11 protein-coding genes are annotated in these 17465 nt (G+C 56.4%); all 11 read left to right on the top strand.

The annotated features are described in order from the left end of the window. Positions 1–140: 140 nt before the first annotated feature. The 11 genes from HMPREF2845_RS05450 to HMPREF2845_RS05400 all read left to right on the top strand — a co-directional run bounded on the left by HMPREF2845_RS05450 (position 141) and on the right by HMPREF2845_RS05400 (position 17442). Complete coding sequence (locus HMPREF2845_RS05450) at positions 141–731, top strand: DUF6318 family protein (RefSeq protein ID WP_049345386.1); 591 nt, start codon at positions 141–143, stop codon at positions 729–731. A gap of 15 nt (positions 732–746) precedes the next feature. Further along, positions 747–1598, top strand: a complete 852-nt coding sequence (locus HMPREF2845_RS05445; protein ID WP_070634094.1) for a DUF6318 family protein — start codon at positions 747–749, stop codon at positions 1596–1598. Between the two features lie 254 nt (positions 1599–1852). Then, complete coding sequence (locus tag HMPREF2845_RS05440) at positions 1853–8701, top strand: DUF6531 domain-containing protein (RefSeq protein WP_246824600.1); 6849 nt, start codon at positions 1853–1855, stop codon at positions 8699–8701. Between the two features lie 84 nt (positions 8702–8785). Then, on the top strand, positions 8786–9379 hold the full coding sequence (locus tag HMPREF2845_RS05435) for a DUF6318 family protein (RefSeq protein WP_070634093.1): 594 nt from the start codon (positions 8786–8788) through the stop codon (positions 9377–9379). A gap of 2 nt (positions 9380–9381) precedes the next feature. Further along, the gene (locus HMPREF2845_RS05430) at positions 9382–10260 is read left to right on the top strand and encodes a DUF6318 family protein (protein WP_070634092.1); all 879 of its coding nucleotides are present in this window, start codon (positions 9382–9384) and stop codon (positions 10258–10260) included. Between the two features lie 69 nt (positions 10261–10329). After that, entirely contained in the window at positions 10330–10905 is a 576-nt protein-coding gene (locus HMPREF2845_RS05425) for a histidyl-tRNA synthetase (protein ID WP_070634091.1), read from the top strand. 244 nt (positions 10906–11149) lie between these two features. Then, positions 11150–11926: a triose-phosphate isomerase gene (gene tpiA, locus HMPREF2845_RS05420; protein ID WP_070634090.1), complete on the top strand. Its 777-nt coding sequence runs from the start codon at positions 11150–11152 to the stop codon at positions 11924–11926. Positions 11927–12178: 252 nt separating this feature from the next. Continuing rightward, complete coding sequence (locus HMPREF2845_RS05415) at positions 12179–12643, top strand: hypothetical protein (protein ID WP_070634089.1); 465 nt, start codon at positions 12179–12181, stop codon at positions 12641–12643. Positions 12644–12751: 108 nt separating this feature from the next. After that, on the top strand, positions 12752–13009 hold the full coding sequence (gene secG / locus HMPREF2845_RS05410; RefSeq protein WP_005506130.1) for a preprotein translocase subunit SecG: 258 nt from the start codon (positions 12752–12754) through the stop codon (positions 13007–13009). Between the two features lie 188 nt (positions 13010–13197). Next, complete coding sequence (locus HMPREF2845_RS05405) at positions 13198–14607, top strand: SWIM zinc finger family protein (protein ID WP_070634088.1); 1410 nt, start codon at positions 13198–13200, stop codon at positions 14605–14607. Between the two features lie 69 nt (positions 14608–14676). Next, positions 14677–17442 carry a DUF6493 family protein gene (locus HMPREF2845_RS05400; RefSeq protein ID WP_070634087.1) on the top strand — a complete coding sequence of 922 codons (2766 nt, stop codon included), beginning with the start codon at positions 14677–14679 and terminating at the stop codon, positions 17440–17442. Positions 17443–17465: the final 23 nt, after the last annotated feature.

Raw genomic sequence — 17465 nt, 5'->3', positions numbered from 1 at the left:
GGCAAACAAATACAAGCAAGCGAATACAGGCGGGCGAAGAAGCCCAGCGATTGAGCTTAGCCGCCCGCGAGTAGCCCAGAACCACCTCGGCAGCTCGTGAAAACGGTAACTCATAAATATGGAATCCAAGGAGGGAAAGAATGACCGTAAACGCTCAAATGCTCTTTGACGAAAAAGACTACACCGGAACATACCCCTATGTAGCCGACTGCGTGATCGGGCCCTACACACCCGCAAACCGGGACCACCCCGCCTACTCGGCACCCGCCCCGGGCGTGAGGTACACACCGAATGCTTACAAGGTGTCAAACCTTCGCCCCTACCTGGGCTACTACTACGCCTGCCAAAACTACATGATTCTCGCCTCCGAACCGGCAGTTCTAAGGATCGACAATATCAGTGAAGAAATGTTCTTCCCCACCATTCAGGACCTCTACGAAGAAGGTAAAGGCTGGGTCATTACCCCTAACCCCCAGATTCTGACCATGAACCTGCTGGAAGGGCAACCGCGCCTCATTGACGAGACGCTAAAAATTGTGGAATGGAACGTGCGGTTCGATATTCTTCCCGAAGTTCAGGTGTACCGCAAAGACACAAACCAGGTGTACCCCATCACCGATTTTGATACGCGCGGCCTGATCCGAGACGGTGCAATACACGGGACTCTACGCACACAATTCACGAATGAGTGGAGGCCCGTCCAATTCATCCCAGAAAATAGTTTGAGCTAGGGTAGGGAGAGCAACATGACGAATAACTTTGGTGGACCCGGATACAACGGACCCGGATACAACGAGCAACGAGCGCTCATGAGGTCTATGATTTCTCGCGCCAGGTTTATACGGGCTGGTGTGTTCGCCGGTGCCGCTCTCGTCGCGATAGCTTTTGGCTGGGGCACTCAACTGCTCAACGGGACGGGTTCGGAATCCCAGGCCGATAAGAAGCGTGACCAGGAATTTGTACGCCTGGAACCCACGGAGAAGTACGATGAGCTCCGTACTTTGGGGCCTTCCTCCGGGCCGCTGGTTTATACGGCGTTTGAGCGTAAGGGGCGCTTCATTCCTGCCACCGAGGCGCAGGCTGCGCAGAACGTGCCGTACCCTATTCAGCAGCCCGGAATGGATAACTACGACCGCGCTGGCTTGTACGCATTCTTGGCGTACTTCTTTGCGTCGATGAATTACTTCTACCACACGGGCGATACGGAGCCTCTTTCTAAGGTCACGGACCCGGAAAAGGTGCTGCACCCCGAAATTCTTCGCCTGTACAGGGAGAAGCGCGGATGGGTTATTTCGGCTGATAAGAATGTGCTGAGCGCCAATGTTGCTGATGATCTTATCGCCGGTGAAAAGGCTAAAAATACGAGCCGAAAAATCCTGGTGAGCACCCTGTACACGACTAAGGCTAAGGACCTTGCGTTTTATGTTAAGGAGACGGGGGAGAAGCAAGATATCCGCAAATATTTGAAGTATCTGGGGCGTTTCTCGCTGGCTGTGGAGCATCTGCGCGGGCAGTGGGTGATTGTGGCTGACCGCGACGGCTACAGCAACCGCAACACCTACGAGCCGATCTACCCGCAAGGATTCGGGCAGCTGTAGTGCTTTTCTAGGACCCCCGCCGGTGCGGTACTTTCGGTACTGTGCTGGTGGGGGTTTCTTGCTGGGCTTTTGAGGTTGGCTCCTCGTGGTTGGCTAGGGGAGATGGAATCCGTCCTGCTGGGTTCGTGTGCAGAGTGTGCGTGTGTTACCTTGAAGGGTGTGTGATTCTCACTGTCACCGAGAGGGAGCACACATGCAACGAATGTGGGCGAGGAAGCTCGTTCACTGTCATATCAACTTCCGGAAGTAAATATATGGATAACGTCCACGCTAATACTGAAGCTGTTCCTTTTGACTTTGAGAGCGCCGAGGCTCTCAAAACACATTTGACGCATCTAACTCAAGTAATCGAGCATCAGCTCCCTGCTCGCTATGGCGCCGATGGTACTTGTGGTGCTGCTCAGCTCGCCCTGGAAGGTTTCACCGGCGGTTACGCACGGGTGTATAGAGCAAAGCTTGCTTCGTCATTTGCGCTGTTGCGAGAGTTTAAAGAGTGCTTTAGCAACGCAGCTCGTAATATGGAGACTTATATTAAGGCTGCCCGCGAGGAAGAGCGCATCCGCCGAGAGATTACTGCATGGGAGAAGCTCAACAAACGTAAGCAGAACGCGTTTCATAGTAAGCATGCCGGTCCCTGGTATGAACAAACAGGCGAAGATAACCCAGATTCTAAACTGGAAATTCCTCCTCGTCCTATGCCCTCTCACCCCCCGCATTTTGAGGTCTATACGCCACGACCTGTAGCTGACCCCTTCACTGGTGCTCAGGGTAACTCAGTTTCTTCAGGAGTTTCTCAAAGTGCTCTCGGACAGTTTGCCGAGGCAAACTCTTCTGCACAGGGTACTCAGCATTTGAATACCCGAGCTGCGATTGCCTCTGGTGGATCTACGGTTTCTATCGTGCCGCACAATGCGTATCAGCATCGTCAGGTCACTCTTTCTATGAATGCTGAACTTGACCAGGTGCAGCTTCGCGTAGCGTCCACCTATGCTCAGTTCCGCTCGAATACTTCATGGGGAACTTTTAATGCTGATTCTTTGATTGCAGCATTGCACACCTGGATTGAGGATGTCGATGCAGATGTCCATTGGTTGGGTAAGCTTGCTCAAACGATGTTTGATGTTGCGAGTCGTGGTTACTTGGAAGAACCCGCTATTGAGCACCACGAGGAACTTTCAGGGCCTGGAGCAAAGGCTCAAGTTAGCCTCGACATAAACCTTCTGAATGAGCTGATGCATGATGATATTCCCATGCATCACCTACTGCAGGTTCCTGGCGCTAGCATTACTGGTGTAAATATCTCATCCGGCTATGCAAATGACCCCGTCAACGTTGCAACCGGTAACTTCATTGAAAGTGAAGTTGACCTTCGCTCTCGCGTGAACTCGGTGCTACGTCTTGAGCGTACCTACAACAGTGTTCTCGCCGCCCTCCCGAATACCCCTCACGGTGCTTTTGGTAAGGGTTGGTCAAGCATGCTGGATAGCCGACTTGAGCAAAACTCCGATAGCATCTCATGGCACACTGCCGACGGTCGTGAACTCGTCTTTGAACGTGATGCTAACTCAGCTAGCGGGTATGCCCGGACTCCCAATGCTCCTTACTGGTTGGAGAAGGTAACCGACTCAGCTCTAGACGCGACACCTACACATAACGTGGATTCCGCCTCTGCGCCCTTCGAAGAAGATACCGAAGGACAAGAGGCTCTTTATCGTACCCTCTACTCTGTGGTGAGTAATACGGTCAAGTCCGCCCATCGTCTACTGCCGTCATCCTTTGACGTAGCAGAATCGCCTGAACCCAGTTACTACTGGTCTGTTACTAACCATTCTGGTAGCCGTTATTTCTATGCTCCTTCGGGTGAATTGGTTGCTTTCATGGAGGGGCACCCCAGCTCAGCTATAGTTGCTCTGTACAACCGTGGCCCAAAGGCTAATGCTGATGGGGAATCCGTAGCTCAGCGACCGAGTGCTTTGATTCAGCCTCTTAGCGCACAGGGCATTGTTGTCAGCTATGACGCACAGGATTTTGTATCTGGAGCATCTCTGGTCAACTTCCGTGAAGGCTCCTCTGAAGAACATTCATCAGCACAGGTCGAAAGCCAGCTGAACGATGTGCGCTATATTTACAATTCTGCTGGCGTGCTTTGCGAAGTTCAGCGACCTGATGGTACCCGCCGTTATGAACAGACGGAAGATAACCTCATCCACCGTGTCTGGAATGAAACGGGATATTGCGAGGTTGAGAATAGCTATGACGCTGACGGCCGCATCGTAGCCCAGAAAACTGAGCACGGTCGAAATATTAGCTACCGCTATGAGCACGGTCTAATGACCGTGATTGAAGATTCCGGAACCGGTGAGCACGCTAATATTTGGCGATCAAACGAACACGGTCAGCTTGTTTCCCTCGTGGCTGGCGACGGAAGTCGCCAGTCCATGCGATACAACTCCTACGGTTACCGCACCTACATCTGTGAGCGTGACGGATCTGTGACTCATCGTAGCTACGATGAACGCGCTCGCCTTGTCTCGGAGAATACTCCGGAAGGTGCAGTCCACCGTTATACGTGGGATGAGTACGACCGTATGATTGCCCACCGAATTATGAATAAGAATCGGCGTGCAGGCATCCTTGCTGAAACACGCTATACCTACTCCCAGAACCCGCTGGACCCTAATCCCCTGACTATTACCCGTAACGGAGGCGATACAACTTATCTTGAATGGGACAACGCCGGCCATTGCACCGCCGTCGCTGATGAATCAGGATTCAAGCAGCACTTTACCTACAATGACCGTGGGCAGCTTCTGAGCTCCACGGACTCTAGTGGTGCGCAAACGCAGTATTCGTATGATGCTGCTGGTAACCTGAGCTCAGTAACTAATCCTCTCGGCAATACCCAGTATTTTGAGTGGGATGCGAGTGGACGACTCAGCACGGTGGTCGACGCGATGGGTGCTCGTTGGGGTTTGTCTTATGCAGAAGCAGCTCAGAACGCTACGCCGACCTCCGAGCAGCACTTGACAGCGCTGACCGACCCTGAAGGTAACATCACTACTTTTGAATACTCAGCTGGTCACCTAAGCGCTGTGATTGACCCTATGGGTAACCGAACCAGCGTCGAACGCGACACCTGGGGCAACGTTATCTCCATGACTGATGCCGCAGAAGCCAAGACCCATTATGAATACGACGAACTTTCGCAGCTCGTCGCTATCATTGACCCCTGCGGGGCTCGTACCGAGTACGAATATTCTCTAACTGGCGACTTGAGCCGCATTGTGGATGCTACTGGTGTAGCTTTGAGCATCACCCACTCGCGCTCTCACGGTGAGTATTCAATGCGAGTTGAGGGCGCGTCCGGTAACTACGCCGTTGTAACTGATGCCCTGGGACGAGTTGTTTCTGCATCAAATTCTCTGATGACTATGGTGCCGGGTCTGGGTCCCGGTGGGTCTTTGCGCTCTAACTCTTCTCTTGCGGGGCTTGCTTCAGCAGGTAAGCAGCCTTCTGAGCGTCCTGCGGGTCCTTGGGCGTCGTGGAGCTTGGTGCAGCCGGAACTTCGTGTTCCCACTATTTTGGGTTCCCGCGATAACGTATCGCGAGGCGATAGCGCCCTTACTGCTTCTCATCTTCCGTCTGTTATGACGATGTTTGAGAACCGCCAGGATATGGCGGCTCTCTTTGGGGTGCCCGTTCCTAAGCTGAACATGCCGGATGCCTCTATCCTTCTCAACTCTTCATCTGATAGCTCTGCGCAGGCTGGATATAACACTCACGGTCAGATTGCTCAGATTAGCTCTGCCGATGGAGGGGTAGCTAGCTTCGAGTACGATGCTCAGGGACGTATGAGTCGTAGCATCAGTGCAGCTGGTCGAGAGACTTTCTTTGAATATGACGCGGCGGGCCGTTGTACCAGCCAGAAAACCCTCAAGAAAACGAGCGAGCTCGATGCTGATGAGGGTTACCTGGAGACTATCTTTACTTACGATCTCGCAGGTCGTTTGTTAGAGAAGACCATTAGGGATTCTGCAGATACTTCAACTGCCTCGTTGCGTCTTGTGCAGTACACCTACGATGCTGCTGGTCGACGCATTAAAGAAGATACGGGGGAGAAGGTTACCTGCTACAGCTACACTTCACGTGGACTTATTGCGCGTATTGAAGATAGCGTTGAAGGTACCCGTTCTTTCTCATACGATGCGGCAGGTCGCCTTGTTAGCGTTGAAGACGCTTTGGGTGGCACCTCCCGCTGTGAGTATGATGCCCTCGCACGTCCTCTGCGCTGGATTACGCCTGCGGGTATCGTAACGAGCTACGAATGGGATGCGGCAGGACGTCTTCTGCGTGAAGAACGCTCGGGTACAAGTTTTACGGTTGAAAGTGCGGCAGACTCTCTCGTACGTACTTTCTCTTACGATGCTGCAGGCCGTCTTCTGACGATGAATGACGGCGAACGTATCCGTTCGTTTGAGTACGATTACGCTTGTGGTGGTGTACTCCGCTCAGTCACGGTTGATGGTGAAGTTCAGGGAACTTTTGAATATTCCTTGATGAGTGGACGTGGCTCTCAGCAGGGCACGTTGAAGGTTTCGGTAAATGATGCAAAGGCAGAGCACATTTATGAGTACTCTGCATCTGGTAGGTTGCTGAGCCGTACTCGCGTACCCCACAGTGATATGAGCATGAAGCGCATCTCAAGTACGGTGTCTATTGCTGACCACACCACCGGTGTTCTTCGCGTCCCAGATGCGAACCAGCGTACTCTCCATGCCTTGCAAGCGTTTAAGCAGCGTGGTGAATATACGCTGAACTATACCTACGATGCAGATGGTGTTCTGGTAATGAGTAGCAACCCGTACGGTTCAGTTCGCTGGATGCGTGACGGTGCGGGTCGAGTGCGCCATACTCAGTCTAAGGACGTTTTTGCTCGCATCAGGGAGATGGAATTTACCCATGCTTCATGTGGTGCTTTGACCTCGATGAGTACAGATGATACTCATGCCATGTGGGAACTTGATCCTGTTAAGAACATTCCCGTTGGGTACAAGGTAGAGCGTAACGGCGCCCGAGGAGCGGGAAACGGTGCTGCAACTATGAGCATGTTCGCCGCCAGTGTGGAACGTGATACTTCTTCTCGGGTTGCTGTCTGCACTCTTGAAGATGCAGAAAATAACTCTGAGGTGCGCACTATGAAGTATCGTTATGATGCTTCCGGCGCTCTTATCTCTGTATCGGATGGTGTTCAGGAGCGAACCTGGACCTACGAAAACGGCATGATGGTCGCCGAGGCATTGTATAAGCGCAATTGTGAGCAGGGAAATAACGCCCTGCTTCTGGAACGCGCCTTCAGCCATAATTCAGTTGGTCTACTCAGCGCTGTTTCTGAGGCACAGTATGGTGCCTATGGGACTGTTCAGAATCGTTCTCGAACTGAGTATTTCTATAACGCTGCCGGTGAGCGCGTCCGTGAGGTGACCACGGACGAGCTGACCGGGCAGCGCCGTGAGCGTGCCCTTGGCTGGGATGCCATGGGGCAGGTGAACGCTATTCGCCAGGGTGATGAAGAATGGTTGCTGCACCATGACATGACTGGTGAGCTTGCCTCTGTATATACAAGCACCACGGTTGATGTCCCCGGTGCTTCTACGCCTTTGGCATGGGACGCTGTCTCATCAACGCCTATGGTATTGGGCGTGGGCGGAATGAGTGCTGGTTCTGTGCTGGAGAATATGTCTTCTGCGGAGGAACTGGGCTATGGCTTGGGGTGGTCTATGTCTTCTAACCCGTGGGAGAGCGACGTAGTTGCTGTTCCTACTGTTCCTGGTCTTGGCATGGTTAGTGCTGGTCCGGTGGCTTCTTCTGTCAATGTTGCTGGCCTTGACTTCATGGGTTTCCGCGTGGCTGATGCTGGCGTGCACCGTTTCGTGTCCACTGACGCTTTGAGCTCGGTGCCGGGTATTGTGCACGGTATGGATGTGAACTCTTTTGTGGGCTGGAACCCTATCTCTCTAGCCGACCCGTGGGGTTTGCGCCCAATGTCGGTTAGGGAGTTTAGGGACTATCAGGTTAAGTCAACAGAGTCTAGCAATTCTATTCTTGCTATAGGTGTGACTGCCGCTAAATTGTTAGCTTTTCCGATACTAGCTGTGTTGACAGCACTCTATAATTCAGCATATGGAGTCCTTACCATCAATCAATATAGGGATAACGAGAGACCAAAGATTAGGGACTTGAATGTTCAGCGACAGTATGGGCATAGTGGAGATATCCCCGATGTGCCTCCGAGAGACATTCATGAATTGGCTCAACGTATGAATTCTGTCAATGATAATCCATACGTTAAGGAGATGGAAAAATCTCAAGAAAATGCAGGCTATTCCTCAGTCCAGATTGATGTTTATAAAAATGAAATTACGGGAGAGAAAGTCGCATACGTATATATCCCAGGGACAGATTTTGATAATATGAGTAAACAAGGTGAGCTTGGGTCTATTGGGAACAATCTTGGTTTGGCTGGTAATAAATCAAATAAATCAATTGATGATTTGTCGCCGTATCATCGAATGGTGGAAGAAGCAATGCGTAAGGCAAAACTGGGTGATATGGATCGTGTTGTAATGGTTGGACATTCTCAGGGTGGTGCTGTAGCGTACTCTTTGGCTAATAATAAGGAATTTAATAGCAAATATAAGGTGTCTAATGTTGTCACCTATGGTGCGCCGACAGCAAATCTTGAGCGTCAACAAGAAGATTTGAAAAATCACTTTAACTATGTTGCTGTGGTGAACAATGTAGATCTTGTCCCCAGCTTGACACCGTTTCGAGGTAGTGACCCCGCAAACCGTGTGCATATTGTAGAAAGCGACAAGGCTGATCCGGGTATGGACTCTCATGGTATGAATATTTATGTCGATGCTACCCAGCGGTACGTTGGTAGTGGCTACGGTGATGATGAGGGAGTGAATATTGACTCACAGGCATATAGTTCGCAACAAGAAGTTTCAGGGCAAGAAGAAGGGACAGGGATGTATACAGGAAGAAATACATCAAGGAGCACACCTTTTAGTCGAGCATTGCGAGAGAATTGGAGATGGTAACCATATTATTTTTGTAATTTTACCGTTTATGATATCGCAGTATTCAAAATTTAATTATAGATACATAAATCTCGAGAGGAACATGTGGGCGAGAAGACAAATAAGCCGTTTTTCGACGATAAAGATTATCGGCGTGAATACAAGTTGCGTGAGACTGATCTGATTGGGATTTACACCCCAGCAGGCCAGCAGCACCCTGCATATTCTGCGCCGCCACCCGACTATGAGAACGCATTCAGTCGAGACATGACATCGCAATATATGAAATATCATTGCGAGTATTATTTCGCATGCCAAAACTATATGCTTTTGGCATCCGATTCGCGACGCCTCGAATATGCAATGACCGCCGAAGAACTATTCTTTCCCGCCATCCAAGATATCTTTGACGACGGAAAAGGGTGGGTCATCACCCCCAATCAACAAATCTTGACCATGCACATTCTCGAAGCACAACCGCGCATCCATAGCGAAGAACAAAAAATCTTCGACTGGAACGTCAAATTCGACATCCTTCCCGAAGCAAAAGTCTTCCGGAAAGACACCGGGCAGCTACAGCCCATCACCGAATTCGACACGCGCGGACTCCTTCGCGACGGAGCAATCTACGGTACCCTACGCTCCCGTTTCCTCAATCCCGGATGGGATATTCACTTCATCCCCGAAAAGGAGGTATAACCATGGGACCCCAACGCAAGGAACAGGAGACGAACGGAACGCTGGGTTCCTCCCCGGAAGCCCATCCGGTATCTTCTGGTCAGCTACTCGCTCACCAGCAGGAACCACGGAAGCCCCGTTTTTCTCGTCGTGCCCTCGCTGTAGCAGGCGCAGGCACCCTCGGTGCTCTCTTCGTCGGTCGACAGGCCGGTATCCTCGCCACCAATGAAGAAAAGCAAGAAGCACGTCTTTTCAAACGAGATAAGGTACTGGCTTCCCTTGAGCCGGCTGAGAAGTTCGATGAGCTTGTCAAACAGGGTGATTCAACCGGTCTGCTTGTCTACACTGCCTACGAACGCAACGGCAGGTACGTGCCCGCCACCGAAGAACGCGCCGCCCAGAATGTACCCTACCCCGTTCTGCAGCCGGGAATGAATGAGTATAACCGCGGTGGTTTCTATATTTTTCAGGCGTACTTTTATGCCGCCCTGAACTATTTCTACTACACCGGAGATACCAAACCGCTCTCCGAAGTAATCAATCCGGAAGAGATCATTTCTCCCGAGCTTCTTCGGCTGTACCGGGAAAACCGCGGCTGGCTTATCGCCAATCAGGATGTATACCGTGTACAGGTTACGATTCCCGGTATTGGTAGACGTCAACAGAACAGCCGTAATATCAGCGAATACCAGGCAAGGCGACGTATTCGCGATGAGGCTGTCTTCTACGTGCCCGAAACGGGGGAGAAGCTACCCATCGATAAGTTCTTGAAGACCGGTGAGGAAGAATACGCTTTCCTCTGTGCGGAGCACCTGCGCGGCCGCTGGGTGCTGGTGGAAGACGATAAGGACGCCACGCCGCTATACCCTCCGGGATTCTCCCTCGAAGGGCTAGAGGTATAAGAATCCACCTTCTCGGTAGCCGCACGACATCACCGATAACCACACCACACCAACCACCCTAGGAGACATATGGAACAGTCGCCCCAGAACCCCGGCACACCCGCGCAGGGCAGCCCCTTGCTGGAGAATACTGCGCAGAGTAATGCTTCGCAAGGCTATACCGCGCAGGGCAGTATTGCTGAAAGCATCGCGGTAGAAGCCACTGCGGCACCTGCCGCAACCGCCCTCCAGAGTCCCGCGCAAGACCCCGCCGTAGATGGTGCCGCATCCGCGGCTCCTGCCGAGGCGGTAGCACCCGCGCCCGCAGAGCCTAAGCGCATGGGCCTGTACTCGCTTATCTGCCTCCCCACCGGCGGATTCACGGCCTTCTTCATTGCAAATAGTCCCTACCTCTGGATGTATTACGCCTATTGGGAATCTTCCTCGGTAGCAACGGCTACTCTCATCATTTCGTTTGTTGTTTTGCTGTGTGTCTGCTTCACCTACTGTGCTCTTGCGGCGCTCATCGTTGAGAAGATCGCTACCCGAAAGCTGCCTTGGGGTCGTTCCCTCGCCATAAGTGCGCGCGCTACCGCGCTTCTTGTGATTGTTTTGACGATTGTCTTTTTCTGCTACACCTCGTACCTTCTCCGAGGCGGCTACTAACACACCGTAGACAAACATCACCGGCAGAATACCGGCAGGGTAGAGCCCCCTAAGCTCCACCCTGCCGGTACTTCGTATCCGGGGTTCCGCGCAATCAGCGAACGCGGGGTGAGAATAGTCAAGGCACAGCATAAAACCGCGCCGAACCAGTGAAAATATGCCGCCAACCCTCTAAAATAGAAAAGGAAAATTCCGAACAACAACCCCGCCCGGCATACCGTGCGGGAAAGCTAAGGAGCGAACTATGTCGCGTAAGCCCCTCATCGCAGGCAACTGGAAGATGAACCTCAACCACGCAGAGGCAGTCACCCTCGTCCAGAAGCTCGCATGGACCCTCGACGACGCAAACTTCAACTTCTCCGCAACCGAAGTAGCCGTCTTCCCGCCCTTCACCGACATCCGCTCCGTGCAGACCCTCGTCGAAGGCGACAAGCTGGACATCCTCTACGGCGGCCAGGACCTCTCCGTCCACGACTCCGGCGCATACACCGGCGAAATCTCCGGCGCATTCCTCTCCAAGCTCGGCGCAACCTTCGTACTCGTCGGCCACTCCGAGCGCCGCACCTACCACCACGAAAGCGACGAGCTGTGCGCAGCAAAGGTTCAGGCAGCATACAAGCACGGCCTGACCCCCGTCCTCTGCGTCGGTGAGCCCCTCGAAATCCGCGAAGCAGGCACCCACGTCGAGTACACCCTCGAGCAGCTGCGCGGCTCCATCGCAGGTCTGACCGCAGAGCAGGCAGAAACCCTGGTTGTTGCCTACGAGCCCGTCTGGGCAATCGGCACCGGCAAGGTCGCAACCGCAGACGACGCACAGGAAATGTCCGCAGCAATCCGCGCAGAAATCGCTAAGCTCTACTCCGCAGACGTTGCAGAGAAGGTCCGCGTTCTCTACGGCGGCTCCGTCAAGTCCTCCTCCGCACCCTCCATCATGGGCAAGGAAGACGTGGACGGCGTGCTCGTCGGCGGCGCATCCCTGCAGGCTGACGAGTTCGCAGCAATCGCACGCTTCGACGCATAAAACCCCGACGCACCACAGCGTCTCATAGCGTTACAGCGCCCGGCGGGTACTCATCCGACCGGGCGCTGAACCATTTAACCGCCACCGGAGATAGCGGTGGATGTACGAGGCGAGCGTAAGAGCCGGGTGCATGAGTCAGGCGTAAGAGGAGGGTGTATGAGGCGGGGGAGAAGAGCCGGGCGCGTTCGCCCCTAACCGCAAAACCCACCCAGAATACGCCGACCCCGCAGTTCGCCCCGTACACTTAACGGCATGTTCAGCTTTGGTTTTTCCCTGGTCATCGCAGCCCTCGTCGGCATGATCCTCTACAGCTACCTGCGCAACCGTAAAGTGAGTGCCCCGCGCCTACCCGGCAACGAAGGCGGCAACATCGGCTACGCAGGCGGCGCAGAATACCAGGAACCCTCGCCCGAATACCAGTACTTCGAGAGCCGCCGAGAAGCATTCCTCGACCAGCTCTACAGCCGCACCTCCTCACCGGAAATCCCCGTCACCCTCACCCTGCGTGACTGGGTAGACCAGGGCTTCTACGCTGAAGGAGGCGCCTACTGGGCAGCCGCGCAGCAGTTCACCTACTACCTCATCGAGGGCGGATACGTGCGCGCCTACGACACCGAAGGCGACGAACTCACCGCCCAGCGTGTGCTCACCGACCGCCCCGCAGCACTGCAGCTGACCCCCAGCGAATACCAGCGCCGCAGCAACCGCGCCGCGTAAAAAGCCGCCTCAACGTGACCGAATGGCGGCTGTAGCGTATAGTTAAACCCGTCTGTCTGCACCCCGCAGCCCAGGCACCCCACCAGAAGACAACGAAGGAAGGTCCCCATGGACGTCATCATGAACGTACTCATGGTCATCATCGCCATCACCAGCGTGATCGCAGTAATGCTTGTGCTGCTCAACCGCGGTCAGGGCGGCGGCCTCTCCGACATGTTCGGCGGCGGTATGACCAACTCCCTGAACTCCTCCGGTATGGCGTCCAAGAACCTGATCCGCCTGACCGTCACCGTGATCGTCATCTGGGTTATCGCAGTGGTCCTGTACGGCCTGGCAATGCGCTTCAACGGCCAGATCGTCGTCTAGTCGCCTCTCGCCAGAGCCCACGCCCACCCCACCGAGGGTGAGCCAAATAGAGCTTCTCCCCGGCACTTCTCAACCGAGAATGCCGGGGATTTTTTATGCACCAAACGGCAATGACGAAAGCGGTAGCGGGACGCGAATCTTTACGGCATGATAGGACGTATACACCACATACGAAAGGCAAAGAAGCCATGAGCGCCTACACCCTCGACTACACGTACACCGCCCCGTCAGCCCTCATCGACGGCGCCGACTCCCGCGCGCTCAGCCTCGCCACCAGCGGCGGTAGCACCCCCGAAGGTGCCGCATCCCACCCGTACTTCTTTTCCGGGTTCCTCGAACGAGCAGACGTCTACGCCACTGCACTACTGGTCGTCGCCAGGGTCGCCCGCACCCGCTTCTACGTGCCGCCCAGCTCCCTCGCCGGAGCCCTACGCGCCGCAGACCCCGTCGTCACCAGCACCGCCGAAGGCCTACGCTTCGAATCCTTCAGCGCCTGCTGCGGAGTGTACGCGCGCCTTGACGTTGACTCCAGCGCACTCGATGCCAGCCACAGCGCCGTAGGCGTCACCAACGTAGACGTCAACCCGCCCCTGCGTGCCGCGCTTGCCTCCCTCAGAGCAGGGGAGCCCATCCACCTGAACGTTGGCGACGACGGGCTGCTCACCACCACCCTTGACGGCTCCGTCATGGAAGAAAAAGTGCCGCTGCCCATCCGCTGGCTCAAAGGCTTTGCAGAAACGCAGATGCTCTCATCCCGCATGAGCCCCGTGCACAGCCTGGACGCTGCCGCCGCCCGAACCTTCATCCACTCCCTGCCGCGTAACTCCAGCACCAAGGCGGTCCTGTGGGCAACCCGCGCCGTGCGTTCCCTGCGACTTGCCACCCGCGCCACCGCCGGATCCGTATGCGTGGCGGGCCCCGAGCGTCTGCGCGTGCTTGAACCGCTCATCCGCCACATTCAGCGCCTGGACGCGTACAGTGAGCCCGTGAGCGCCGGTAACGCGCCCGTGCCCAGCGTGTGGGTGGCGCACCTGCCCGGTGCACGCCTGAGCATTGGTTTGAGTCCCGAAAAGTCACGCGGGTTCTCCGGTGAGGGATCCGTGCTGCAGGCGCTGTCTAACCCGAACACCGCCCAGAACGCTGACATGCTCAGCGTGCTGCTTTCCTTCGAGCCGCGCATTGACGTGCCCGTCATGTCTGCCCGCGCAGGCCTGGACGAGGCGGCAACCCGCGACGCCCTCGCCCTGCTGGCTTCCTCCGGTCAGGTTGGTTTTGACGTGCACGCTGGCGAGTATTTCCACCGCCCGCTGCCCGTGCATCCGGAGGCACTGACCGCCATGCACCCGCGCCTGGTCGGCGCGAAAAAGCTCGCCGACTCCGGCGCTATTGAGCGGGTCGGGACGGGGGAGCACGGCACCGGCGAGTACAGTGTGCGCAGCGGCGCGAACACGTACACCGTGGTGCTGCCCGCCGACCCGTACGCCGTGGAGGGGTACCTCTGCTCCTGCCCCTGGTGGTTGAAGTACCGCGGTACGCGCGGCCCCTGCAAGCACGCGCTGGCGGTCAGTATTCTCTACCGCGAACACGCCGCCGGCTAGACACACCACGCACCGCACTAAAAGACGACGCCCCAAAAGCTCGCTTCAGCTTCCTTCCGAAAGACCATCATGAGCAAACGCCCCGAAACGCACACCTTCCCCGAAGGTGTCATCACCGAGCCGCTTCCCGGTGAAGTCATTTACCCGCTCCTCAGGCAGCAGAAAACCTGGAGCGACATCATGCACTTCAACCGCAACCTCGCCAACATCCTGGCGGTCGGCGGCACCCTCGAACAGATTTACCGCCGCTGGCAGTACTTCGACATCACCACCACCCCCTACGGCTCCCAGCTCGGTAAAAACACGCCCGGAACCGTCACGCAGGACCGTGTTAAAGCCTACGCAGAGTTCGGCTGGTTCACCGGAGGTGTTGCCATGCGCCTAGCTGAGCTCTACGGCGGGGCGCGCCTCGAACATGACGAGGAATACTACACCGCCCTCATCAACTGCGACCGCGAGCTGATCCTCCCGCTGCTGCGCGAGGACGAACAGCTCCGCGAAGAACTCATCTGGGGTATGCTCGCCGTCGAAGGTAACCGGGACGTATCCCTCACCCAGCGTGACTCCTACAAGCCCGGGCAGAAGGTCAACAACCCCGGCTGGTCCTGTGCCCTCATCGAAGCCAGCGAAACCGGGCTGATTAGCCGTGACCGCCTGATTGATGCGCTCCTGAGCTCCCTCATGAGCGACTTTCCGGCGTACCGGGTCGGCTGGTTCTCACGCCTGGTCACCGGGCTCAAACTCACCGCCGAAGAAATCGAGGCACGTCAGAGCGAATTTCTGACGCTTTTCTCCTCACCCATCGGTCCGAGCGTAACCCTTGGTGTGCAGCATATTCACCGCCTCTGGACCAAAAACCCGCAGGCGCTGGACGCTACCGCCTTCGCCTACGCGGCACCCGCCGTATGCGCCGGAACCAAAGCAAACGCACTCAAAATCCTGACCATGCTCCAGGCGCTGTACCGGGCGGGCACCCTCGACGCTGCCGCCTGCGAAGACGCCGTGGTCATGGCGCTCAGCCACACCCACGCGCAGGTTCAAGCCGCCGCCCTCAAACACCTCGAAGAATGGGTGCAGGCGGGCGCCGCAGACAACGCGAGCGCCGACGCTGTTGTGTTCGCTGAGCGTGCCCGCGAACTCTACCGCGACTACCGCTCCCAGCTGGATCCGCTCGTTGTGGCTCAGATTCAGGGCTCGCCGCTCCTCGAAGATGGGTACAGCCCGGAGAATAGCCGGGGGAGCGGCACGGAAGACGCAGCCCTCACTGAAGCTGCTGACCTTGAGGCCGCCGCCGCGGAGGCGCTCGCCGCCTCCCGCGCCGTAATCCACCGGTACTGGGACACCCCCGTGCGCGCCATTACCGCATCTGACGTGCAAGAACGCGCCCGTGCGCTCCTGCACCACCAGGTCGCGCCCTGCGCCACCCCCGACACTCTCAGCGAAGCAGACCAACCCGAAACGCACGCCGGATGCGAGCTGGAACTGGAACTGCTCACCGCCTACCTGTTCAGCGCCGACGGCGTCGCGCAGAGCCCCAAACTGCTCGAACAGCTGGTTCCTATCTGCCTGAAAAAGCTGAACCACTGGGGTTTGACATGGTTCGACATGCGCGCGCACTTGACGGTTCTTGCCGCCGCCGGGAAGCTGCGTGAGCGCCCGAAGGCGTCGGAAATGACCCCGAGGGAAGACCCCGGTACGGTGCCAAACCTGCACTACATGTACTCCCGCCACGCCGCGTTCTTCAGCACCGGATTCAAGGATGCCCTCGGCGTGCTGCAGAGCAGGCAGAGCTACACCCCGCTCGCCACCCCTGAGCTGTTTGGCGGGTGGGTGCATCCGGATACCCTGGTGCGCCGGTACACCAAGAACCTGGCTGATGGAGCCCCCATCCTGCGCCAGGATTTCACTGCGGCGCTACTGCGTGTGCGCGTGCCGGAGGTGCTACCTCCATACGCTACTGACGAGCAGCGACAGGATGCGCAGAACCGCCGCGCTGAGGCGCTGACCCTGCTTGAAAGCCTCGAAGAGCAATACGTGAAGAACGCTGGGCAGGACGCTCCGCGCTCTGCTCCTACCCAGATTCGTGTGCTCCGCTCCGCCCTTGACGGTACCCTCGCCACCGGGCGCGTCAACCCCTACCTGGAATCCATCACGGTAACCCAGCGGGAAAAAAGCTGGGGCCTTCAGCTGAACGGGGTGGCGCACGGCGCTTCCACCCCCGAGCTGAACGCTTTCCGCGGACTCGCCACCGCCCACCACGACGAAGAAGGACAGTACGCCCTGATCTATCCCTCACGGGCAGAACCGCTGGCTTTCTACTGCGCTAGTAGCAACTGGTACAGCTTGGATCACAGCGCCTTTGACCGGAGCCTGTATTTGGCGTTGGCGGCGCACCCCGGCGCGTGGGGTCCCGCCTGCGCGTTCGTGTTTGCCGCGGGCTTCTCGGAGCAACGCGTTGAGATTCGTTCCCTCGCCGTGGAAATCATGCACCGCGTGCTGGACGACCAGCTCAGCCTTGAGGACACCACGGCAGGCTTCGTGAACTTTGCGCCGCTGGCGATGCTGAACCGTTGGGCGCTCGCCCTCACCGACTTCGCCCAGCTGGATGCGCGGGCGGCAGTGCGCTTCTTCGCGCGCCTCATACCGCACCTGGATACCGGGGCGAACTCGCTCGGTAAGCTGCTGGGCGCCTTCAGCCAGGCGTTGGCGACTCTCGATCCTGCTACCCGTGCGGAGCTTGTGGATGAGCCGCTGCGTGCCTGGTTGGGTACGCTGACCGGTTCTTCGCAGAAGGCGCGGTACGCCCGGAATATCCTCAACCAGGTGCAGGGCTAACCGCCCCGCCCGCACCCGTTCAA

The sequence above is a fragment of the Rothia sp. HMSC065B04 genome (assembly GCF_001812285.1).
Lineage (GTDB): Bacteria > Actinomycetota > Actinomycetes > Actinomycetales > Micrococcaceae > Rothia > Rothia mucilaginosa.
Note: the sequence above shows the minus strand (reverse complement) of the source record. Positions and strands in the feature narration are given on the sequence as shown.